The organism is Streptomyces griseorubiginosus, assembly GCF_036345115.1.
Taxonomy (GTDB): Bacteria; Actinomycetota; Actinomycetes; order Streptomycetales; family Streptomycetaceae; genus Streptomyces; species Streptomyces griseorubiginosus_C.
The window spans coordinates 8,597,671-8,620,865 of record NZ_CP107766.1 but is presented as its reverse complement, the minus strand read 5'-3'; the positions used below and the strand labels follow the sequence as shown (position 1 = coordinate 8,620,865).

Below are 23,195 nucleotides of genomic sequence, written 5' to 3'. Positions count from 1 at the left end.
CGACGCAGGGATGCCGCGGAGTTGGCCTCACCGGCCTCGACGCCCCGCCCCCGCACTGACCCGGCATCTGGCGGCCTCGGCCCGTACACCCCCGGCGGCCCGGCCCGGTCCGCACCCTTCGACAGCCCTGCTCTCACGTCCCCCTCCCCTGCGGACCCTTCACCCTGCGGCCCCCTCACCCCCCAGGGGGCGCACCCTGAGTCCTCCCGCTCTCCGGGTCGTCCGCCCCCTGCGGCTCGCAGATCGCGCTGGGCGGGCGGAAGGAGCGGTCGGTGCCCGAGTCGGTGTTCGTGTGGATGCGGATGGTCTCCAACTGGTCCAGCAGGGAGTCGAGTTGGCGTTCCGTCGGGTCGCGGAAGAACTCCAGGACCGCTCGGTGGAAGGCGTCACGGAGTTCGGGTGCCATGACGTCGGACGCGTCGAAGCAGAGGGTGCGGGCGCGGGACGTCAGCAGGGACTCGATCTCGCGCTCGACCGGCGTCGCGGACCCCGGCAGCGACAGCCCGGCGGTGTCCGGGAAGAGCGGCCGCACCGCCGGACCCGCCTCGGCGCGCCAGAGTTCCCGCCCGGCCCGGCTCGACAGCCGCGCCACGAGTTCCTGCGCGTCCGGGTCGTCGCTGAAGACGGCCGCCATGTCACCCGCGACCTCGAAGGCGTCCCGGTACGCGGACTTCCCGCCCAGATAGCGGGCGGACGGTTCCACCTTCACGTCGTCGCCCGCGTAGACGTACCGGATGAAGGCGCTCTGGTGCTCGTGCGTGCAGCCGAAGCGGGGCGAGTCGAGCAGTCCGCGGGGCTCTCCGTCGGCCGTGGAGGCGCCCTCGAACGACGTGGTCAGGGACCGTTGGACCGCGTCCGGGGAGCGTTTGCCGAGCAGGCGCGCCCAGGTGGTCCAGGCGTTCCTGACGGCCGGGTCGCGCCAGTCGAGCAGGCCCGTGGCCCACTGGACGTAGAGCGTGGGGCCCGCCTGGTGGAGCACGAGGTCCTCGATCCAGTCGGTGCCCGGCCAGCCGGAGGTGGCCTGCGAGGCGAGGCCGACACACCACGTGGGCCGGTCGCCCGGCGCGCCCCGCTTGCTCCACACCAGGCTCTTGAGATCGACCTTCAACGGCACCCAGTAGGTGCGCTGCTTGTTGTCCACGATCAGGGTCGGCGCCCAGGGCGCGAACGCACGCTCGGAACTCTCGTTGACAAGGGGCCTCAGCTTGTCGCGCCGGGCGTACTCGGTGAGTTCGCCGATGCTGTTGAGGACCGCCACGTCCGGCGGATCGTCGGCCTCCAGCTGTGAGACGAGCGTCTCGCGCAGCGAACGGGTGCCCTCATAGGTGTACGTCCGTCCCGTCCCGTCGTCCAGCTTGTCCAGGGTGGCTTCGAAGGCCTTGCCCTCCTCGCCGGTCCAGGGGCCGAGGACGACGAGCGGGTCGCGGGCGTCGGCCCCGCAGCCGGGAACGAGGGCGAGCAGACAGACCGCGAGGAGGGCGCGCAGAAAGCGGCTCATGCGACGGCTCCCGGTCGGGTGACGACGAGGTACTCACGGCGGTAGCCGTGCAGGGTGCCCGCGATGACGGCCGCGGCGAGCAGGCCCGCGGGGAACACGAACGGGGCGATGCCGTCGAGGGCGGCCAGCCGTCCGTCCGCGAGGTCTTCGTCGATCCGGGCCCGGAGCGTTTCGACGGCCCTCGGGTTCGGCCCCGAGAAGGGACGTTCCTCGGCGATCATCTCGATCGTCGGCGAGGTCCGCTCGGCCAGGACGTTCGCGCCGAGCACGGTCTCGTGCTGGGCGTGCAGGGCGAGCAGGGCGTCGGCGGTCAGGAAGGGGACGGTGAGCAGGGGCAGGGCGGCGGCCGCGAGGGGGATGCTCAGCCGGATCCGGAAGCGGCGGCGCAGGAAGGCCACCGTGCGCCACAGTCCGGCGGCGAGGAGGCCGAGGGCGAGCGCGGCCACGACCACCGCGGTGATGCCGCCCGCACCCCAGGCGGCCCGGTCGGCGAGGCGTTCGCGCAGCCGCCCCTCCAGGCCGGTCACCCGGTCCACGATCGAGGTCGCGGCGGAGCCGGTCGCGGCCGGGCACTCGGGGTAGGGGTTGCCGCGGGTGGCGACGGTGGCCTGGGAGCAGAGCATGCTGCGCGCGTAGGAGAGTTCGGCGTCGCGCAGCACCGGGTCGCCGGCATGTCCCTGGGCCCGGCCGATCCGGCTGGTGTAGTCGACGACCAGCGCGGACACGACCCGCAGTTCCTGTTCCTCGGCGACGGTGAGGGCCCCGCTGCGGGTGACCTGGTTCAGGCTCTGGGTCGCCCGGGCGATCCGGGTCCGGTACCGGTCGCTCAGCCCGCTGAGCTCGGCCGCCCGTCCCTCGTCGAGGTTGCGCTCGGCCTCGCCCTGCGCGATGAGCAGCGAGGCCCGGGCGTCCGCGAGGTCGACCAGGGCGGGCGCGGCCCGGTCCCGGAGGTAGGCGGAGTCGCCGCGTGCGCCCGCGTAGGCCCAGCCGAGCGCCCCGAAGGCCACCACGGCGAGCAACGGCAGGGCGACGAGCCGGTCCCGCAGATATCCGCGGTTGGGTCGGCCGGCGGTGGAGGGCCAGGCGTAGCGGCGGACCCGGCGGGCGACTTCGGCGGTTACGGCGGCTCCGGCGCGCGCGAGGCGGAGGGTGTCCTGCGCGAGGACGCGTGGGCGGCCGTCCGGAGCCAGTCGGCGATTCTCTTGCCGAGCCATGGGCTGTCCCTGTGGTGTCGGAAGGCGAGCGGGCGGATCTCGTAGGCGCGGTCCAGGAGGATCTCGGCCACGGCGGCGTCCTCGGGGGCGGCGGAGCGGGCGGCCTGGTGGGCGAGGGTGACGTAACGGCGGGAGAGGTCCTCGCGCAGCCCGTGTTCGTCGGCCGGGAGGCCGAGCCGGGGGTCGGCGTCGGCGGACAGGGCCGCGAGGCCCTCCGCGTCGAGGGCACCGCGGGCGAGGGCGCCCTGTACGGCCTCCCAGACCTCGACGGTCATCCGGACCCTGGCCGCCTCGTCGGTCAGTCCGTGCGCGTGGAAGAGCAGGGCGAGACGGTCCAGCACCTCCCGCAGCCGCTGCGGCACGTCGTCGTCGCGCTCGGCCCGGCGCACGTACTCGACGCCGATCCGCACGGCCGCGGTCCGCGCGGCGGTCCGGTGCCGCGAGTGCTGTGGTACGGCGTCCAGTTCGCGTACGGCCGCCTCGCGCGCCCTTTCGCCGTCCCGCGCGAGGCGGGCGCGCGCGGCGCCGAACGCGGCGCTGCCGAGGGACGGGTTGCGCAGCCGTACGGCCTCGTAGAAGGTCAGGGCCTCGTGCCGGTGGCCGAGGCGTTCCGCGCAGTGGCCGAGGGCGAGCTTGGGGGCGTACTCGCCGGGGATCGCCGCGTACACCCGGTCGAAGTGGCCCCAGGCCGCGGTGACTTGGTCGCGGGCGAGGGCGAGGAGGCCGTGGTGCCAGTCCAGCCGCCAGTCGTAGGGGGCACGTCGGGGGCCGATCCGTGCCTCGGCGGCCCGTAACTCCCGTTCGGCTGCGTCCGGTCCGTCCGCCGGGTTCCGCAACCGCAGTCGGCAGCGCAGGAGATGGACTTCCGTGGAGTCCGGCCAGTCCCCTATGTGCTGGAGCAGGGCCTCGGGGGCGGCGTCGGCGAGCCGGCTCAGTTCGGCGTGGTGCTCGTCGTGCGGGTCGGGGCGCGGGACGGGCAACCGCTGGGCGACCTCGGCGGGTGACGGCGGGGCGAGGGGGGACGGGGCGTCGGGGGCGGCCCAGTGGGCGAGCGGCGGGGCGGAGCCTAGGGCGCCGTCGAGGGCGTAGGGCGACTGGAGGAAGAGCGGGGACGGCTCGAAGGTCTCGGTGCCGGTCCGCAGGGATCTCAACTCGCGGAACACGCCCCGTAATTGCTCGTCCATCTCCCGAGCGTCGGCGAACCGCGCGGCGGGGACACGCAGGGTCGCGCGACGCAGCACCCGGGCGAGCGAGAGCAGACCGAGTCCGCGGGGCACGGGGGCGGTGGCGTCGACGACGGACCAGGTGTCCTTGGAGCCCGACGGGACGCGGGGGCCGGGGGCTCCTCCGAGATCCGACGCCCCTCCGACGCCCGGCGCGTCCTCAACCCCCGGCGCGTCCTCGGCACCCAGCGCCTTCCCGACACCGGGCTTCGCCCCCGACTCGGGCCCCGCCCCCCGCTCCGGCTCCGGCTTTGGCCCCGCCCCAAGCTTCGGCTCCCGCCCCGACCCCCGCTCACCGTCTCGCTCCCCCGCCCCCCGAAGCTCCCCCAGCGTCCGCAGATCCCCCAACCGCGCCAGGTCCTCCGCCGACCGGCCCAGCCCGCACAGGCGCCGTAGGGTCTCCCCCAGGCTGAACAGGTCGTCCTGTCCCTTGGATTCGCCGTTCGGGCCCACGGTCGGGGAGCGGAAGCCGTCCGTCGTCATTCCCGGCGCCCCGACCGGACGTACGCTTCCCACGTCGATGATCTTCGTGGTGGTGCCGTCGTGCATGACGTTGTCGGGCTTCAGATCGCCGTAGACCTTGCCCGGCCGGTCGGCGTGCAGATACGCGAGGGCGGAGAGGATCCGCACCCCGTAGGCGAGCACGAACTCGTGGAAGCGCCGGTCGCCGAACTCCCCCGGGTTCAGCCGGGCCCGCGCCCGGACCTCCTCCAGCGTGAGCCCGTCCACGTACTGCAGGACGAGGAAGTCGCCGAGTTCGGGATGGTGGCCGTAGTTGAAGACGCGGATGATGTCGTCGTGGCCGAGGTCGACCAGGGCCCGCCGCTCCCGGGCCAGCGCGCCCGCCGCGGCGCCCGCCCGCTCGGGGCGCAGCATCTTGATGGCGACCTCGCGGTCGTCGACCTTGGTGTCGAGCGCGAGGTAGACCTCGCCCATGCCGCCGTAGCCGAGGGGCCGGATCAGCCGGTACTGACCGGCGAGCAACCGCCCCGGGGGCAGGGGCAGTTCCCCGGTGTCGCCGTTCGGTCCCCAGCCGCGGCCGAGCAGGGCGATCGAGGGCAGCACGGTCGGGTCGGGGTTCTCGGCGGGCAGTTCCACCTGCGCGGTCCTCAGGTACATCGGCTGCCCGGCGACGACGAGCGGACCGAACGACCCCTCGGATTCCGGAACTTCACCGAACGCACTCCCGCCCCCAGCCCCCTTCATGCCTCCTCAGAATAGGGCCCCGTGCCGGGATTGACCCCTTGGGTTCCTTCGCGAACCGTGAGGCTCCCGGTTCGGCACGGGGCAAGGCCGGGATCGGCGTCCCGCGTGGATCGGCGCCCCTCTAGAGTGAGGGGTCCCTGTCAGAAGGGTCCGGACCGCAGCCGTCCAGGCCAGGAGCGGTGAGGGAGACACGGTGACCCTGCGCGAGCACGATCCGGAGTCCGTCGGCGGCTACCGGATCGAATCGCGGATCGGGACCGGCGGCATGGGTGTCGTCTATCTCGGCCGATCGGCGTCGGGACGGGCCGTCGCCGTCAAGGTCGTGCACACCCGCTACGCCGACAACCCGGAGTTCCGGGCCAGGTTCCGGCAGGAGATCGCCGCCGCCCGGCGGGTCAGCGGCGCGTTCACGGCACCGGTCGTGGACGCCGACCCGGAGGCGGCACGGCCGTGGATGGCCACGGCGTTCGTCCCCGGCCGGACGCTCGCCGACCGGGTCGACGAGTCGGGACCGCTGGAGTGGCCCGCGCTGCGCCGCCTCGGCACCGAACTCGCCGAGGCGCTCCGGGAGATCCACCGCGCGGAGGTCGTGCACCGGGATCTCAAGCCGAGCAATGTGCTGCTGCTGGAGGGCGAGGGCGACGACGGGGCGGTCCGGGTCATCGACTTCGGCATCTCCCGCGCGGCCGACAGCGATGTGCGCACCCAGACCGGCATGGTGATGGGATCGCCGCCCTTCATGGCGCCGGAGCAGTTCAGCAGACCGCACGAGGTCGGGCCCGCCGTGGACGTCTTCTCGCTGGGCGCGGTCCTCGTGTACGCGGCCACCGGGCACAGCCCCTTCGAGGCGGAGAACGCCTACCTGGCCGCGTACAACACCGTGCACGGCGAGCCCCGCCTGGGTGAACTGCCCGGCGGAATGCGCCCGTTGATCGCCCGGTGTCTCGCGAAGGAGCCCGCGGACCGGCCCACGTCGGGTGAGGTGCTGGAGGCACTGGCAGCGCTGCCCGAGGAGCTGACCGACGGAACACCGGCCGAAGAGCCCACCCCGGCCCCCGAGATCCCGCTGACGGAGACAGTGACCTCGCCGCTCGGCGGCACCGAGGCGGTCCGGCCCGGGCGTCTCAGGCGCGCCCGGCTTCTCCGAGACAGCACGGACCGAGGGCATCGCGGACGGAGGCTGTGGGCCGCCGTCGCCGTGGTGGCCGTCCTCGGCGGGACCGGGGCGGCCGCGGTCGCCGTGGTGACCGACGACCCGGTGAGCACGGTCGACGATGCCGTGCCGGCCGCCCCGCGGACACCCTCCGCCGGCACGGCCCCGGCGGGCTGGCGGCCCTGGCACAACGCGCTGGGCTCGGACGGGAAGGACCAGCCGATGGGTCTCGGTCCCTCGTGCACTCCCGACGCGCTCGGCGTCTTCTGCGCCTCCGAGCAGGTCGCGCTGATGCGGCTGGACCCGGCCTCGGGAAACACCGACTGGACGAAGCCCATGAGCCGCAAGCAGGTCGACGGCTTCACGCTGCGGCAGCCCGTGGTCCGGGACGGCACGGTGTTCGTCTACGGCGCGGACCGCTCGCAGGGCGTCGACGCGTACGACGCGAGAACGGGCGAGCTCCTGTGGCAACTGAAGGGCCCACTGGGCGACTTCGAGTACCTGGGCGGGGCCCTGCTCGTCCGCCTCGACCCGCTGGACTCCCCCGGCTCCGCGCGCTATGCGGCGTACGAGCCGCGCACGGGCAAGGAGTTGTGGCGGCGCGAGCTGAGCACCTCCTCGCCGAGCCCCCTCTACGAGGGCCCCGGAGGCACCCTCTACGCGGACCTGCGCGGCGGCTCCGGCGGTATCGCCCGGGTCGACGCGCGGACCGGCCGGACGCTGAGCAGTGTGACGGCCCCGAAGGGCGACCTCTGGCTCGCCACGATCCATGACAGCACGGCCTACTACGCCCGCTGGCAGGACGACTCGGGCGTCTCCGCCGACTTCTTCGTCCAGGACCTGGGCAGCGGCAAGACCCGCCGGATCGACTTCCCCTGGAGCGTCGAGCCGGAGGCACCCCCGCTGGTGCACGGCGACACGCTGTACATCTTCGACTACGGCAACGAGACGCTGCTCGCCCTCGACGTCAAGCGCGGCAAGCCCCTGTGGTCCAGCTCGCGCGACCTGCGCGTCTTCAGCGAACCGTCCTACCACGACGGCCGGTTGTACGTGACGATGCCGGACACCAGCATCCTGGCGCTGGACCCGCGGACGGGGAAGGAGATCGGCCGCACGTCCCCGTCCTTCGACACGGCGGGCCGCTCCTTCGAGGAGCTGTCCCCGAGCTCGGTGCCACCGCTGCTGGTTGGCGATGTGCTGTACGGGGTCACCGGCCCGGGCGTCTTCTCGGTGCCCGACGTCACCTGAGCGGAGGACGTGCGTCACCTGAGCGGAGGACGTGGGCCGGGCAGGGAGCAGGGCGTGGGCCGGGCACATGTGCCCGGCCCACAGCCTGTCGGACGGATCAGTAGGTGTGCAGGGTCAGCCCGTAGCGGTTGAGGATCTCGTTGACGGGCTGGAACCAGGTCTCGCCGCCGCTGGAGCAGTTGCCCCAGCCGCCGGAGGTGACGCCCTGGGCCTGGTCGCCGCTGATGAACGAGCCGCCGGAGTCACCGGGTTCGGCGCAGACGCTGGTCTTGGTCATCTGGTAGACCGCGCCCTGGCTGTAGTTGACGGTCTCGTTCATCGCGAGCACCGTGCCGCAGTGCCAGTGGGTGGTCGAGCCCGAGCGGCAGATGGAGGAGCCGACAGGTGCCACGTTGGAGCCGCGCACCAGCTGGTCGGAGACGGTGCCCCAGCCGAGCACGACCGGGACGGTCCACCAGCCGCTGCCGACGTTGACCCAGGCGTAGTCGTCGCCCGGGAAGGACGAGCCCTGGAAGTTGCCGACGTAGCTGCGGTCCCAGCCGTAGACGCTGCCGGTGTGCTGGTCGCAGTGCCCGGCGGTGACGAAGCCGCCGTGGACGGAGAAGCCGATGGAGCAGCGGACGTTGCCGGTGTAGTAGGGGTCGCCGCCGACGGTGCCGGCGGCGAAGGTGGTGGGCGCGGAGGCCACTTCGTGCACGGTGACGGGGCCTGCCTTGCGGGCCTTGGCGACGAACGCGCGGACATCGTTGTCACCCTGTCGGCCGCGGACGACGTTCACCACGACCGTGCTGGCCTTCTGGTCGACGTGCCAGCTGCTGACGGCGTCCGGTGCGGGGAGCTTGTCGATCCTGGCCTGGGTGGCGGCGAGTTGGCGGGCGCTGTGGGCGACCGTGCGGACGGTGGCGCCGGTGGCGCGGATGTCCCGGAGGGTTCCGGCGGAGGCGCCGGGGGTGACGGCGACGGTGAGGGTGCCCCGGTCGGCCTCGAACCAGGAGCCGCCGTACGACTCGCCGGCGGCCTTGCGTGCCACGGGCTCCAGGGCCGTGGCCTGCTTCTCGGCGGCGAGCCTCGCCTCGGCCTGCTGGCGCGAGAGGCCGAAGTCCCGCTGCATCGCGGTGAGAAGGCCGGCGGAGGCGGGGGCCTTCTCCTCGGCGGTCGCGGGGGTCGTGGCGGCGGTCGCGCCGGCGCCGAGCAGGAGCAGGACGGCCAGGCCCGCGCGCAGGATGCGGGTGCGTCTCATGGAGATTGCCCTTCGTTGTACCAACGGGATGGCAGTGTTCTCTGAGAGCGCTCTCAGTGGTGTGGCCCGGCAGAGCCTAACCGCACCTTCCTGTCAGGTCCATACCAATTTCAGCGCGAAATTTTCGTGTACCCGGCACCCCTTTGTCGGGCGGAGATCGCGGGCGATAGTAGGGGGACCTTGCTCCCCGCACCTGAAGGAAAGCGATGACGCGGAAGAAAGCCCTGGTGGTTCGCGGTGGTTGGGAGGGGCACCAGCCGGTCCGGGCCACGGAGCTCTTCCTGCCCTTCCTCCGTGACCATGCCTACGACGTCCGGGTCGAGGAGTCGACCGACGTGTACGCCGACGCCGACGCCATGGCCGAGACCGACCTCGTCGTGCAGTGCGTGACGATGTCGGAGATCAAGCCCGAGCAGCTGTCGGGGCTGACCGCGGCGGTGGTGGCGGGGACCGGCCTCACCGGCTGGCACGGCGGGATCGCCGACTCCTTCCGGGCCTCCTCCGACTATCTCCACCTCGTGGGCGGACAGTTCGCGACCCACCCCGGCAAGGAACCGTGCGAGCGTCAGGGAGGCGAGGCCGACAACTTCCTCCCGCACACCATCGCCGTGACCGAGCTCGGCCGTGAACACCCGATCACGGCGGGGATCGAGGACTTCGAGCTGCACACCGAGCAGTACTGGGTCCTGCACGACGACCTGATCGACGTGCTGGCCACCACCACCCATCCCGCGCGGTCCTGGCAGCCCTGGCACCGCCCGGTCACCTCACCGGCGGTCTGGACCCGGCAGTGGGGCGCCGGACGGGTCGTGGTGACGACCCCGGGGCACAGCCTCGACGTGCTGGAGAACCCGAACGTCCGTACCGTCATCGAGAGGGGCATGCTGTGGGCGACGCGCACCGCATCGGCGTCGTAGGGCTCGGCGTCATCTCCCGCGCCTACCTGGACACGCTCGTCGGCCGTGCCGCGGTGCGGGTCACCGCGGTCGCCGACCTCGACGCCTCCAGGTCGGCCGCCGTGGCCGCCGAACTGCCCGGCGTCCGGGCGCTGTCCGTCGAGGAGCTGCTGAACAGCCCGGACGTGGACACGGTGTTGAACCTGACGATTCCCGCGGCCCACGCGGAGATCGCGCTCGGCGCCGTCGCGCACGGCAAGAACGTCTACGGCGAGAAGCCGCTGGCCGCCGAACTCGCCGACGCCCAAGCGGTGTTGGAGGCCGCGGCGAAGGCGTCCGTACGGGTGGGCTGCGCTCCGGACACGGTCCTCGGCACCGGGATCCAGACGGCACGGGCGGCGGTGGAGGCCGGTGCCATCGGCCGCCCCCTGTTCGCCTCGGCCGTCATGGTCACCCCGGGCCACGAACGCTGGCATCCGCAGCCCGACTTCTACTACGCCCCCGGCGGCGGCCCGCTGCTGGACATGGGGCCGTACTACCTGTCCTCGCTGGTGCATCTGCTGGGCCCGGTGCGTGCCGTGATCGGGGCGTCGAGCCGGCTGCGCTCCGAACGGGTCATCGGCTCGGGACCCCGCGCGGGGGAGCGGATCCCGGTCGAGGTGGACAGCCATGTCTCCGGTGTCCTCGAACACGAGAGCGGGGCCCTGACCACAATCACGACCAGCTTCGACGGCGTGGCCAGCACGGCCGCGCCGATCGAGGTGCACGGCGAGAAGGGCACCCTCACGGTCCCCGATCCCAACCACTTCGACGGCGAGGTACGGCTCTTGGAGCTCGGTGCGGCCGACTGGCGCGGCCTCCCGCCCTCGGCCGGGTACGTCGGAGGCACGCGGGGCGTCGGGCTGCTCGACTTCGTCGCCGCCGACGACGGGCGGGCGGCGCGGGCGAGCGGTGAACTCGCCCTGCACGTCCTGGAGACGATGACGGCGCTGCTGCGCTCCTCGGCCGAGGGGCGCCGGATCGAGTTGTCGACGTCGGTGGAGCGACCGGTCGCGGTGCCGCTGACGCCCGCTGAGAAGTGGCGCTGATCAGTCCACGGGCCAGGTGTGCGCGGGTGCGTTGAGGTGCATGTAGTCCATGTACATCAGCGTCATCCGCCGCAGCGCCTCCTGGCGGTCGCAGCCCGCCTTCTCCAGGTGGTGGACCGTCTCCGCCTGCCACAGCGCGCCGTTGCGGCCGGTGACACAGCGCTGTTCGATGACGCCGAGCAGGGGCTCGCGCCAGTCGGCGTCCATGCCGGCCAGTTCCAGACCCCGGTGGGCGAGGGGCAGCAGGCGCCGCAACACCAGTTCCGTGACCGGCACTTCGCCCACTCCGGGCCAGTACAGGCGGGCGTCGATGCCGTCGCGGGACGCGGTGTGCAGGTTCTCCTCGGCGACCGAGAAGGACATCCGCGTCCACACCGGCCGGTCCTCGTCGACGAGGGCGCGGGTCAGGCCGTAGTAGAAGGCGCCGTTGGCGATGATGTCGGCGACCGTGGGTCCGGCGGGGAGCACCCGGTTCTCGATGCGCAGGTGCGGGCCGCTCTCGGTGACGGCGTAGATCGGGCGGTTCCAGCGGTAGATCGTGCCGTTGTGCAGGGTGAGTTCGCCCAGTTCCGGAACCCCGCCGCCGTCGAGGGCCCGCTGCGGGTCCTCCTCGTCGCAGATCGGCAGGAGGGCCGGGAAGTAGCGGACGTTCTCCTCGAACAGGTCGAAGACGCTGGTGATCCAGCGCTCCCCGAACCACACCCGGGGCCGTACGCCCTGGGCCTTGATCTCCTGGGGGCGGGTGTCGGTGGCCTGCTCGAAGAGCGGGATGCGGGTCTCACGCCACAGCTCCTTGCCGAACAGGTAGGGCGAGTTGGCAGCGAGGGCGATCTGGACGCCCGCGACGGCCTGGGCGGCGTTCCAGTAGGCCGCGAACTCCTTGGGGGCGACCTGGAGATGGAACTGGGTGCTGGTGCAGGCGGCCTCGGGGGTGATGGCATCGGCGTACATCGCGAGGCGTTCCACGCCGTCGACCTTGATGCGCAGGTCCTCGCCGCGGGCCGCGAAGATCTGCTCGTTGAGCAGCCGGTAGCGCGGATCGCCGGACAGGGCGGTCTCGTCCACGTCCGACTCGCCCAGCGTCGGCAGGATGCCCACCATGATCAGGTGCGCGCCGACCGCCGCGGCTCGTTCCTCGGCGTGGTTGAGCGCGTCCCGGATCTCCTGCTCCCAGGAGCCGGGGCCGCCGGACAGCAGCCGGCGGGGCGGGATGTTGATCTCCAGGTTGAAGCGGCCCAGCTCGGTCGACCATGCGGGGTCGGCGATCGCCTGGAGCACCTCGGTGTTCCGCATGGCGGGGAGGCCGTCGGCACCCACCAGGTTGAGCTCGATCTCCAGCCCGACCTGCGGCCGCTCGCTCTCGAACCCGGACTCGCGCAGCATCTGCGCGAGGACGTCGAGGCAGGTGTGCATCTTGTCCCGGTACCGTCGGCGGTCCTCCCGCGTGAACACCAGGGCCGGCACGTCACGTCCCATCGGGCCCTCCCGAGTGCCCTCGGCGGATACCTCTTCCGTCCCAGGGTCCCACCAAAGAGGCTCCCCAAACAGTCGGCGGGCGGTGTGCGACGCGCCGCTCACAGAACGTGTGCCCCGCCGCGCAGCCAGAGGGGGGCGGCGCCGAGCGGGATGCGCACCCCACGCCAGGCGGGGCCGGTGACCGGCCCTCCCGGGCCCGCGTACGGCAGCCACTCCCCCGGCGGGAACCACACCTGCCGCCGCCCTCCCGGCGCGTACAGCGGGGCGACCAGCAGATCGGGGCCCAGCAGGTACTGGAGGTCGGCCGCGTGGGCGTCCGGGCGGCCGGGGTGGTCCAGGGCCATGGGACGGGCGAGCGGCTCCCCGGTGCGGACCGCGTCGGCGGCGGCCGAGCGGACGTACGGCAGCAGGCTCGCGCGCAGCCGGGCCGCGTGCAGGACGGCCGCGTAGGCCTCCTCGCCGAAGTCCCAGGGCAGCCGGGACGTCATGCCGTGGAACCGGCTGAGCGGCGACAGCAGCCCGAACTGGGCCCAGCGGACGAAGAGTTCGGGGTCGGGCGTGCCGTGGAAGCCGCCGATGTCGTGGCTCCAGAAAGGGTGCCCGGAGAAGGACAGCGAGAGGCCCGCGCGCAGGGTGGAGGCCAGGTCCTGCCAGCTCGCGTTGGGGTCGCCGGTCCACTTGGCGCCGTGCCGCTGGCCGCCGGTCCAGGTGGAGCGGCCCCAGGTCAGTCCGTGGCCGGCCACTTCCCGGGTGACCTCGGCGACGAGGTCGTTGAAGAGGAGGGGGTAGAGGTTGTGCAGCCGGTCGCCGGTCATGCCGTCGTACGCCACCGCCGCCGCGGGGACCGCCTCACCGAAGTCGGTCTTCAGGACGGCGACCCCGTCGGCGAGGACCCGGCGGACGCGGTCCCGGAACCAGTCGGCGGCGTCGGGGTGGGTCAGGTCGAGGACGGCCGAGTCCGGGTGGGCCCCGCCCCAGACCTGGCCGGTCCAGGTGGCGCCCGAAGTGGTGCGCAGGAACCAGCGGTTGCGGTCCGCCTCCGCGAAGTACGGGCTGTCGACGCTGATGTACGGGTTCATCCAGAGGGAGACGTGGAAGCCCTGCCCGGCCAGGTCGGCCAGCAGTCCGCGCGGGTCGGGGAACGCCTCGGTGTCCCACTCCAGGTCCGACCAGCAGCCGTGCCGCTGCCAGTAGGTGTCGATGTGCAACACGTCGCAGGGGAAGCCGAGTTCACGGATCCGGCGGGCCCGCTCGCGCACCTCGGCGGCGCTGTCCGGGCGGAACCCACCCGAGATCCAGGGGCCGAAAGCCCATCCCGGGGGCAGGAGGGCGGGCCCGGTCAGGTCGCGGTAGGTGCGCAGGCACTCGGCGGGGGTGCCGGAGATCAGGTAGTAGTCGAGCTCCTCGTCGGGGACCGTCAGCGACCAGGCGCCGGTGTTGCTGTGGGCGAGGTCGAAGGAGGCCGCCGTGGTGGTGTCCACGAGGACGGCGTAGCCCCGGCTGGAGAGCAGGAAGGGGACGGCCTTGTAGGAGCGGGTGCCGGTCGAGCCCTGGGCGTCCTCGACCCAGCAGTCGACTCGCCGGCCGCGCAGGTCGGGACCGGTGAAACGCTCGCCGAGCCCGTAGAAGTGCTCGTCGGGCTCGGTCAACCAGCTGTCGTGGTAAGCGAGTCGGCCGTCCGCGAGGGTGGTGACACCGAGGGGCAGGACGGTCGTGCGGTCGCTGGGGTCGCTCACCTCCGTCGCCTGGAGCAGGTGACAGTCCGCCAACTCGACCGTCAGAGGCGCCAGATGGACGACGAGGCACAGGGACTCGAGGCGAAGGGTGAGGGTGTCCGGTGACTGCTCGACCGTGCAGCGGGTGTCGGTCGGGGCGGTGACGACGGACACCCGGGGTGTCGCCGGTACGTCGTCCAACCGCAGGGTGATCCGCAGGGAGTCGGCGGTGGCGGGGCGCAGGAGGAGGGTTCCGGTACGGCCGGACGCGGTGCGGACGTCGAGGGTCGCCCCGTCCTCACCGGCCCGGGTGACACGGGCGCCGGCCAGGGGGTCGAGCGCGACCGGGACCAGGGGCGGAGGAGGGGCCACCCAGGGGGTGCGGTCGCGCGGATGCATGGTGTTCAGCCCCTCACACTGCCCGTGGTGAGCCCGCCGACGATGAAGCGCTGGAACAGGGCGAAGACACACACCACCGGGACGCTGATGAGGGTGGCGGTCGCCATCAGGGCGCCCCAGGACGTCCCGTGCTGTCCGACGAAGGCGTTCAGCAGGACCGTGACGGGCTGGACGTCCGGGCTCTGGGCGAGGGTGAGGCCGAACAGGAACTCGCCCCAGCCGATCAGGAAGGACAGCCCGGCCGCCGCGACGACACCGGGCACCATGAGCGGCAGGACGACCCGCAGCAGCACACCGGGCAGCCCGCAGCCGTCCACCAGGGCCGCCTCCTCCAGCTCCGGGGAGACCCCGCGCATCACCGGCCGCAGCACGATCACGGTGAAGGGCAGCGTCAGGGTGGTGTCGGCCGCGATCAGGCCCAGATAGGTGTCGGTGAGCCCGGCCCGGCGTTCGAGGATGAACAGCGGGGCCGCCAGCACGATGGCGGGCGGCAGCTGGGCGACGAGGAGGGCGAGCACCATGGCGCCCGAGCCGCGCATCCGGACCCGGGCGAGCGCGTAGGCGAGCGGAACGCCGAGCAGCAGGGTCAGCGCGACCACCCCGCTGGAGATGACCAGGCTGTTGAGCAGGGCCCGGGTCAGGCCCTCGTAGCCCAGGGCCGCCGAGTAGTTCTCGCCGGTGACCGGGCCGGGGACCCACTGCGGGTCCGGCGCCTCGATGCGCTCCGGGCGGGTGAGGCTGGTCTTCACCATCCAGTACACCGGCAGCAGGAAGACCGCGGTGACGGCCGTGGCGGCCGCGGTCAGCAGCCAGGGGTGGCGGGGGGCTCTCATACGGCACCTCCCGCCGGCTCTTCCTCGCGCCGCAGCCGTCGTACGTACCACACGCCCACGAGCAGCGGTACGACGAGCAGCAGCAGGCCCGCCGCCGCGCCCCGGCCGAACCGGAAGAACGTGAAGAAGACCTCGTAGACGTAGAGGGAGAGGACGCGGGTGGCGTCGACGGGACCGCCGCCGGTCATCACGAAGACGAGGTCGAAGACCTTGAACGTGTAGAGGAGGCCGAGGAGGAGGACGGTCACCGACACGGGCCGCATCAGCGGAAGGGTGATGTGGCGGAAGCGCTGCCAGGCGCTCGCGCCGTCGATCTCGGCGGCCTCGTGGAGCACGGGGTCGATGGTGTGCAGGCCGACCAGGAGCAGCAGCATGTTGAAGGGCACGCCCACCCAGACGTTGGCGAAGACCACTCCGGCCATCGAGGTGGACGGGTCGGTGAGCCAGTCGTGGGACAGGCCGAACGGTTCCAGCAGGGCGTTGTAGGCGCCGGACTCCGCGTCCAGCATCCAGCGGAAGAGGGTGCCGCTGACCACCGGGGGCAGCAGCCAGGCGACCAGCAGGAGGGAGCGCAGCAGGCCGTTCAGGGGGAAGGGGCGGGCGAAGAGCAGGGCCAGGGCGAAGCCGATCGTGAACTGGAGCAGCAGCGAGGCCAGGGTGAAGACCAGGGAGAGGCGCACGGAGTGCCAGAAGGCCGGGTCGTCGGTGACGCTGCGGTAGTTGTCCAGTCCGTTGAACCGCTCGGCCCCGCCCAGGAGTTGGCCGAGGTCGACGTCGTGGACGGAGGTCCAGACGTTGTAGAGGAGCGGGTAGGCCAGGAAAAGGGCGAGGAAGACCAGGCCCGGCAGACAGAAGAGGTAGCCGGTGCGGGTGCGGCGCGCCGAGGGCTGTCTCACTGCTCGCCCAGGGCTTTGTCGATCTTCCCGGCCGCGGTCCTGGCCGCCGCGGCCGGCGACGCGGAGCCGGTGAGCACGGCCTGCTGCGCCTCTCCGACTGCCTGCGAGGCCTCGGCGTAGTGGGCGCCGTACTGGCGCGGCCGGGCGAGGGGCAGCTGGCTGAGGAAGAGCCGCAGGGCCGGGTCGGAGGCCCAGCTGCCCCGGTCGGCGAGGTCCTTGCGGGCGGGGAGTTCACCGAAGGACACCAGGTACGGCACCAGGACCGAGGGGCGCTGGGTGTACTCCAGGACCTCCCACGCCTTGTCGATGTGCTTGCTGCTCGCCATGACGACCCAGTTCTCCCCGCCGAGGCAGGTGGCGGCCTCCTTGTCGCGGGGCAGGGCGACGACGTCCCAGTCGAAGTCGGCCTTCTTGAGGGTGGGGATCTGCCAGGGGCCGTTGATCTGCATCGCGGCGCGCTGGTTGAGGAAGCGGGTGTTGACGTCCTGCTGGGTCCAGCCCACGCACTGTTCGGACAGGGAGCCCTTGGCGATCAGTTCGTCCTGGAAGGCCAGGGCGGTGGCGCCGTAGGTGCGGAAGGTGTCCAGGTCGCCACCCGCCTGCCAGAGGAACGGCAGGAACTGGAAGACGCCCTCCTCGGTCTTGATCGCGCTGAGCGCCAGGCCGTAGCGGTCGCCGCTGGTCAGCTTCTGGGCGGCGGAGGCGAGTTCGTCCCAGGTGGTGGGGGGTTCGACGCCGGCGGCCTTGAGCATGCGGGTGTTGCAGTACAGGGCGAGGCAGTTGCTGTTGTTGGGGATGCCGAGGGTCTTTCCGCCGACCTGGCAGCCGTCCCAGGGGCCTTTGTAGTACTGGTCGCCCTGGCCCCACTTCTCGACTCTCGCGGTGAGGTCGGCGAGCAGCCGGCTGCCGCCGAGGGTGTTCATGGAGACGTTGTCGACGATCGCGAGGTCGGGCAGGTCGCCGGAGATCGCGCCCAGGGTGATCTGGCGTTCCAGCTCCGCGAAGGGGAAGCTGCGGCGCTCGATCCTGACGTCCGGGACGCCGGCCTCGATGTCCTTGATCAGGCGGTTCATTCCGGGCTGGAAGTTGTCCAGGGTGAAGTAGTCCCACCAGCGCAGGGTCACCGGACCCGATTCGGTGGAGCTGCACGAGGTCAGACCGAGGGCGGCGGTGGCCGCAGCCGCGCCGGAGACCCGCAGGAAACCGCGGCGGTCGACGGGGTACGACATGGTCTGCTCCCAGAGGTTCGATGATCGGGCACAGAAACCGGCGTATCAGAAATCTAGGTCTATATCGGGGAAATCCGGGAGGTCGGTCTCGGGTTCCGAGCCCGGTACCGACGGGCAGCGGCCCGTGCTCCCGCGCAGGGTGATCAGGGGTTTCAGCAGGACGTGCCGGGGCGGCGCGTCGGGTGTGCGCAGCCGCCGCAGCATCAGGTCGACGGCGACCCGGCTCATCTCCTTGGCGGGGATGTCGGCCGCGGTCAGGGGCGGGTTCACCTGTTCGGCCCAGGGGCTGGCGGCGACGCCGACGACGGAGAAGTCGCGGGGGACGCTGCGGCCGTTGCGGGTGAGGCCGCGGTAGACGCCTTCCAGGGCGGCCTCGTTCAGGGTGACCAGGGAGGTCGTCGCCGGGTCGTCGGCCAGGATCCGCTCCACGACCCGCTCGCCCGAGGCGAGGTCGTCGCCGCAGAGGTAGGTCCGCGGGGTGAGGAGCAGTTTCTTCATCGTCTCGGTGTAGCCCTCGTCGCCGAGCCGGGCGAAGCCGTAGCCGCTGTTGAAGAGCTGCTCGGACCGGTTGACGAAGGCGATCCTGCGGTGGCCGAGGTCGGCGAGGTGCTGGACGCAGCCGCCGGCCAGTCCGGCGAAGTCGAGGTCGACCCAGCCGGAGACGTCGGCCCGGTGGTTGCGGCCGATGGCGACGAAGGGGAAGCCGGCCTCGGCGAGCCGCTCGACGCGGTCGTCCTCGCGGCGGATCTCCATGACGATCACACCGTCCACCCGCCGCTCGTCGACCATCCGCCGGAACGAGGGGTCGTCCTGGTCGCCGGCGGGCGCGAGCAGCAGGTCGTATCCGTGCGCGGCGGCGGTCTCGGCCACTCCACCGACGAAGGCGAGCTGCATGGTGGTGTAGTCGCGGAGGCGGCCGGCGGGGGGGTAGAGGAGTCCCAGGGTGTGGGTGCCGCCGGTGGTGGGGGCGGGTGGGGGTGTGGGCGTGGGTCGGCCGGTGGGGGTCGGCGTGAGCGTGGCTCCGTCGGTCGGACCCGGCGTGGGCGTGGCTCCGTCGGCGGGGGCCGGCGTGGGCGTGCCACCGGTGGTCGGACCTGGCGTGGGCGTGGCTCCGTCGGTGGGACCTGGCGTGTCTGTGCGGCCGCCGGTGGGGCCCGGCGTGGGTGTGGCTCCGCCGGTGGGGCCCGGCGTGGGTGTGGGTTCGCCGGTGGGACCCGGCGTGGGTGTGGGTTCGCCGGTGGGGCCCGGCGTTGGCGTGTCGGGGCCCGGCTCGTCGTTTCTGGTGTGCGGGGTCATGGTCAGCCGGCCGGGAGGGACTGTTCGGCCCAGATGGTCTTGCCCAACGGGCCCTGGCGGGTGCCCCAGCCCTGGGTGAGCTGGGCGACCATGTGCAGTCCGCGGCCGCCCTCGTCGTAGGTGCGGGCGCGGCGCAGGTGGGGCGCGGTGTTGCTGGCGTCGGAGACCTCGCAGATCAGGGTCCGGTCGCGGATCAGCCGGAGGCCGATGGGTACGGCGCCGTAGCGGATGGCGTTGGTGACCAGCTCGCTCACCACCAGCTCGGTGACGAAGGCCGCCTCCTCCAGGCCCCAGGCGGTGAGCTGGCGGGTGGCCTGGGCGCGGGCGTCGGCCACGATCGACGGGTCGGAGGGCAGGGCCCAGGCGGCGACCTGGTCGGCGTGCAGGGCGCGGGTGCGGGCGAGGAGCAGGGCGACGTCGTCGGCGGGGGTCGCGGGCAGCAGGGCCCGCAGGATCGTGTCGCAGGTCGCCTCCAGCGAGGTGACCGGGCCGGCCAGCGCCGCGCACAACCGCTCCAGGCCGAGGCCGACGTCACGGTCGCGCGCCTCGACCAGGCCGTCGGTGCAGAGGGCCAGCAGACTGCCCTCGGGCAGTTCCACCTCGGTGCACTCGAAGGGCAGCCCGCCGACGCCGAGCAGCGGCCCCGGGGTCAGCTCGACCACCCGGGCGGTGCCGTCGGGGAGCAGGACGACGGGCGGGACGTGCCCCGCGCTGGCGAAGGTGCACACCCGGGACACGGGGTCGTAGACGGCGTACAGGCAGGTCGCGCCGATCTCGCCGCTGACGAGGTAGGGCTCGTCGGGGGCGATGTCCTCCCTGTCGCTGGCGAGATGGGTGACGAGGTCGTCGAGGTGGGTGAGGAGCTCGTCCGGGGGCAGGTCCACGTCGGCGAGGGTGCGGACGGCGGTGCGCAGCCGGCCCATGGTGGCGGAGGCGTGGATGCCGTGCCCGACCACGTCCCCGACGACCAGGGCCACGCGGGTGCCGGACAGCGGCACGACGTCGAACCAGTCGCCGCCGACCCCGGCGCCGCTGCCGGCGGGCAGATAGCGGTACGCCACCTCCACGGCCGCCTGCCGGGGCAGGTCCCGGGGCAGGAGGCTGCGCTGGAGGGTGAGGGCGTTGGTGCGCTCGCGGGTGTAGCGGCGGGCGTTGTCGACGCCGACCGCGGCCCGGCCGGCGAGTTCCTCGACGAGGATCAGGTCGTCCGCCTCGAACGGCGGGGAACCGCCGATCCGACTGAAGACCGCGACGCCCAGGGTGATGCCCCGGGCGCGCAGCGGGGTGGCCATGACGGAGTGGAAGCGGTACTCCTCGTTGCGCGCGGTGCGGGCCTCGTGGTCGGCGATCCAGCGCGCGAAGTCGGGGTCGTCGGCACCGCTGAGCACCGGTTTCCCTTCGGCCAGGCAGCGGGCGGGCGGCGAGAACGGCGGGTAGGTGTCCATGCCGCCGAGGTCGATGGCGGCCTCGGGCACGGCTTCCCCTTCGGCGGCGGACTGGTGGGCGACGCGGCGCAGCACCACGGCCGCGTCGACCGGCCCCGGCACCGGCTCCTCCCCGCGCAGCACGGAGTCGAGGAGGTCCACGCTGACGAAGTCGGCGAGCCGCGGTACGGCGAGGTCGGCGAGCTCCTGGGCGGTGCGGGTCACGTTCAGGGTGGTGCCGATCCGGGCCCCGGCCTCCTGCAACAGGACCAGCCGCTGCCGGGCGGCGTGCTGGTCACTGCTGTCGAAGGCGGCGGTCCCCACACCCACGACCTCACCGGTGGCGGGCTCACGAACGGGCCAGAGCTCGATGACCCAGGCACGGTGGCGGGCGTCCGGGAGGGGGCCGACGGCGACGGGTACGGCACCGGGAGCACAGGACGGTTCGGGCGCCAGACACTCGTAGCGCATCGGGATGCCTTCCTCGGCGACCCGCCGGACACAGTGGAGGAAGCCGTCGTCGGAGGAGGGGGGGAGCGTGGCCTGGAGGTTGGGGGCGGTTTGGGGGATGAGATTGGGGCGGGCTTCGGGGGCAGGCTTGGGGCCGGTCTGGAGAGCGGGCTCGGGGCTGGCTTCGGGAGCGGGCTCGGGTCCGGCCTTGGGCTCAGCTCCGGGATCGGGCTCTCGACTCGACTGGCGAGTGGCCTCGGGTCCCGCTGCGGGTCCGTCGTCGGGGGCGGGCTCGGGGGCGGCCTGGGGAGCGGGCTCGGGTCCGGCCTGGGGGGCGAGTTCGGTTGCGGACCCAGGTCCTGCCTCGCGAGCGGACTCGGGGACCGCCGCGGGTCCGTCTTCGGGGGCGGGCTCGGGGGCGGCCTGGGGAGCGGGCGCGGAATCGGGAGCGGGCCCGACCTCGGCAGCGGACTCGCGACCCGCCTCGTGATCGGACCTGGGGCGCGCCTCGGGACCGGCCTCGTGCGCGGGGCCCGTTCCGCCCTGCGCGACCGCGTTTCGGCGCCATGCGCCGGATGTGGCCGTGTGGGTGGAGAGTGCGATCGAGGCCTGGTCGAACGCCCACTCGATCATGCTCCGGTCGGGCCCGGGAGTCAGGGCGACGACGAAGGACCGGACGCGGCCGTCGCCGTCGAGTGACGGCTGGGCGTGCAGGGTCGCCTCGACGCGGTGACCGTCCCGGTGCCGTAGCGACGCCGTGCCCCGCCATTCCTGGGAGCCGGTGAGGGAGAGCCCGGTCGCCTCGGGAGCTCCCGCGCCGAGCAGCAGAGAGGTCGCGGCGTGTCCTACGACCTCCCGGGCGGAGTGGCCCAGCAGCCGCCGGGCACCCTCGCTCCACCCCGTGATCGTGCCGTCCGCGCCGAGGGTGACCGTCGCGACCTCGCCTGACCACCCGCTGTGACCGTTCCCTTGATCAAAAGTGGCCATTCTTGCTCAATTCGCGCAGTGAGGTGCCTCACAGCCCAGAGTGCGCGCAGGGCAGGAATCGGACAAGTCAGATCCAGGGACCCACAGGCACCCAGGTGCCAGACCTGCCTCGCGCCGCCCTTTCCGGAACGCGGTCGCCGATCCGTCCCAGAACGCGGGCTCCGAATCGCTACCTGGTACTTACATCACCTGCGTCCACGACCCCGACCAAACCGCGCTCTGCGATGCGCTGCCGAGGCGAAGCCCTCCCCGAGCATGGCGGGTGCCCGCCCCGAGCCTGCCGCAACGGAGCCCTCACAATCGAGAGCTCGGCAACGTGGAGGCGGGAACTCGACCCGATCGAGCGTCGGCTCACGGGATCGCGCTTGGGTCCCATCAGAATGCAGCCCTACAGAACCTTGGGCTCTTCAGCCACTCCGGCGGCGATCAATGCCACGAGGTTGTCGGTCCAGCAGTCGGACTCTTTCGTCGCGACCTCGACGCCGCAGCCGACGCAAACGAGGTTGGGACCGTCTTGGCCCGCAGGTCCACAACACCCGGCGATGCGCCGAGGATCGGGGTGAAGCACTGCCCCTGGAACGTCATCCGGGTGAAGGATCAGAAGGCTGCCATCGAAATTGATCTTGAAGGTTCCCGAAGCCATCCGTGGCGAAGCCACTTCATGGCCAGGCGGTCGCTCGGGACCTCTCAACGGCTCCCCCGGCATCACCTCGCCGCTTATGGACTCCCCGCAGTTCACACAGCGAAAGATGGTCACACGGCCATTCTCCCCCCTCCCCATCCTCCGGGGGCTCACTGAGAGGAACTGACCGGTCAACGGTCAATCACAACAGAGCTGCCGCAGTCACTGGGCCGCAAGGAGGGGACGGCGGCCGAGGCAGGCGTACCGGCGACCGAGACGGCGGCGGTGCCGGCGGGGCTGGAGGAATCCGGCGCGGGAGAGCGGACCGGGCCGGAGGGTGTCGGGGTGCCGTGGACGCCCAAGGGGGCCTGCGGTGCGCGCGGGTGAGGTGCCAGGCCCCGAAGCCCCTCTCCGCGAGAACGGCCCCCACGCCCGAACACCGGGTCCGGGAGCGGGATTCCGCCCCGACCCCAACCCCTCAGCTCACAGCCCGTCGCGCACCATCGCGTCCACGATCCGCACGTGGCGGTCCGCCGCCGTACCGGAGAACTCGTTCTCGTAGTTCAGGCCGTACGGCCAGAAGTGCCCGCCGCCGGTGGACAACTTGGCCGAGGATCCGTCGAACTGCCTGACGAGCGCCGTGGCTTGGGTGCCCGTCCAGGTGCCGGTGCCGCCGAGGCGGGACCAGCCCGCGCTCGTGCCCACGCCGATGGTGTGGGCGATCTCGTGCAGTGCGGTCCGCTCGGTCATGTAACTGCGGTTGCTGCCGAAGCGGATGGTCCCGTTGAGGTTGCCGTCCGCGGTGGGCACGCTCGGGTCGTAGCGGACGGTGATGGACTTCCCCAGGTCAGTGAGGTTGTTGTAGCGGTTCACCGCGGCGTTCATCGCGGAGGTGATCTGGGTGTACGCGGACTGCTGGTCGGCGGTGGGGTTGCCGGCCCGTTCCAGGGTCCAGGTGATGGTGGCGGCGGCCGCGATCCGCTCCTGGGCCGTGGACGGCGGGGCGGCCTGGGCGACGGCGGGGGCGGCCAGCAGGAGGGCGGAGAGCGCGGCGGCGACCGCGCCCCTTCGTGGGTTCATGTGGGGTCCTCTTGTGGGGGTG

The 23,195-nt window shown here is 72.6% G+C and carries 15 protein-coding genes; 3 read left to right on the top strand and 12 right to left on the bottom strand.

Annotated elements, in window-relative coordinates; all coding sequences use genetic code 11:
* Positions 1–175: 175 nt before the first annotated feature.
* Genes OHN19_RS38830 through OHN19_RS38820 form a run of 3 tightly spaced genes read right to left on the bottom strand, consistent with a single transcriptional unit; the run spans position 176 to position 5,141 of the window.
* The gene (locus OHN19_RS38830) at positions 176–1,498 is read right to left on the bottom strand and encodes an alpha-glucoside ABC transporter substrate-binding protein (RefSeq protein ID WP_330268687.1); all 1,323 of its coding nucleotides are present in this window, start codon (positions 1,496–1,498) and stop codon (positions 176–178) included.
* Positions 1,495–2,712: a hypothetical protein gene (locus OHN19_RS38825; RefSeq protein ID WP_330268686.1), complete on the bottom strand. Its 1,218-nt coding sequence runs from the start codon at positions 2,710–2,712 to the stop codon at positions 1,495–1,497. The genes OHN19_RS38830 and OHN19_RS38825 overlap by 4 nt, the downstream gene beginning before the upstream one ends.
* Positions 2,616–5,141 carry a tetratricopeptide repeat protein gene (locus OHN19_RS38820; protein WP_330268685.1) on the bottom strand — a complete coding sequence of 842 codons (2,526 nt, stop codon included), beginning with the start codon at positions 5,139–5,141 and terminating at the stop codon, positions 2,616–2,618. Before OHN19_RS38820 ends, OHN19_RS38825 begins: the two co-directional genes overlap by 97 nt.
* A gap of 193 nt (positions 5,142–5,334) precedes the next feature.
* On the opposite strand from OHN19_RS38820, the gene OHN19_RS38815 reads away from it, so the two are divergent.
* Positions 5,335–7,542: a serine/threonine-protein kinase gene (locus tag OHN19_RS38815; protein WP_330268684.1), complete on the top strand. Its 2,208-nt coding sequence runs from the start codon at positions 5,335–5,337 to the stop codon at positions 7,540–7,542.
* 97 nt (positions 7,543–7,639) lie between these two features.
* On the opposite strand, the gene OHN19_RS38810 is transcribed toward OHN19_RS38815, so the two are convergent.
* Positions 7,640–8,782, bottom strand: coding sequence for a S1 family peptidase (locus OHN19_RS38810; protein WP_330268683.1), 1,143 nt, complete (start codon positions 8,780–8,782; stop codon positions 7,640–7,642).
* Positions 8,783–8,988: 206 nt separating this feature from the next.
* Here OHN19_RS38810 and OHN19_RS38805 point away from each other — a divergent pair, with 206 nt between their 5' ends.
* Positions 8,989–9,699 (top strand): ThuA domain-containing protein, encoded by a 711-nt coding sequence (locus OHN19_RS38805; protein ID WP_330268682.1) that lies wholly within the window; start codon positions 8,989–8,991, stop codon positions 9,697–9,699.
* Complete coding sequence (locus OHN19_RS38800) at positions 9,669–10,766, top strand: Gfo/Idh/MocA family oxidoreductase (protein ID WP_330268681.1); 1,098 nt, start codon at positions 9,669–9,671, stop codon at positions 10,764–10,766. The genes OHN19_RS38805 and OHN19_RS38800 overlap by 31 nt, the downstream gene beginning before the upstream one ends.
* Here the strand turns inward: OHN19_RS38800 and OHN19_RS38795 are convergent, their stop codons facing one another.
* The 8 genes from OHN19_RS38795 to OHN19_RS38760 all read right to left on the bottom strand — a co-directional run bounded on the left by OHN19_RS38795 (position 10,767) and on the right by OHN19_RS38760 (position 23,173).
* Positions 10,767–12,242, bottom strand: a complete 1,476-nt coding sequence (locus OHN19_RS38795; protein ID WP_330268680.1) for a glutamate--cysteine ligase — start codon at positions 12,240–12,242, stop codon at positions 10,767–10,769.
* Between the two features lie 98 nt (positions 12,243–12,340).
* Positions 12,341–14,356, bottom strand: a complete 2,016-nt coding sequence (locus OHN19_RS38790) for an alpha-xylosidase (protein ID WP_330268679.1) — start codon at positions 14,354–14,356, stop codon at positions 12,341–12,343.
* Positions 14,357–14,361: 5 nt separating this feature from the next.
* Positions 14,362–15,189, bottom strand: coding sequence for a carbohydrate ABC transporter permease (locus OHN19_RS38785; RefSeq protein ID WP_330268678.1), 828 nt, complete (start codon positions 15,187–15,189; stop codon positions 14,362–14,364).
* Positions 15,186–16,085: a sugar ABC transporter permease gene (locus tag OHN19_RS38780; RefSeq protein WP_330268677.1), complete on the bottom strand. Its 900-nt coding sequence runs from the start codon at positions 16,083–16,085 to the stop codon at positions 15,186–15,188. Before OHN19_RS38780 ends, OHN19_RS38785 begins: the two co-directional genes overlap by 4 nt.
* A complete protein-coding gene (locus OHN19_RS38775; RefSeq protein ID WP_330268676.1) occupies positions 16,082–17,314 on the bottom strand; it encodes a sugar ABC transporter substrate-binding protein in 1,233 nt (410 codons plus the stop codon). The genes OHN19_RS38780 and OHN19_RS38775 overlap by 4 nt, the downstream gene beginning before the upstream one ends.
* A gap of 45 nt (positions 17,315–17,359) precedes the next feature.
* Complete coding sequence (locus tag OHN19_RS38770; RefSeq protein WP_330268675.1) at positions 17,360–18,208, bottom strand: LacI family DNA-binding transcriptional regulator; 849 nt, start codon at positions 18,206–18,208, stop codon at positions 17,360–17,362.
* A gap of 404 nt (positions 18,209–18,612) precedes the next feature.
* Positions 18,613–21,471 carry a SpoIIE family protein phosphatase gene (locus OHN19_RS38765; RefSeq protein WP_330268674.1) on the bottom strand — a complete coding sequence of 953 codons (2,859 nt, stop codon included), beginning with the start codon at positions 21,469–21,471 and terminating at the stop codon, positions 18,613–18,615.
* A gap of 1,105 nt (positions 21,472–22,576) precedes the next feature.
* On the bottom strand, positions 22,577–23,173 hold the full coding sequence (locus tag OHN19_RS38760; RefSeq protein ID WP_330268673.1) for a hypothetical protein: 597 nt from the start codon (positions 23,171–23,173) through the stop codon (positions 22,577–22,579).
* Positions 23,174–23,195 lie beyond the last annotated feature (22 nt).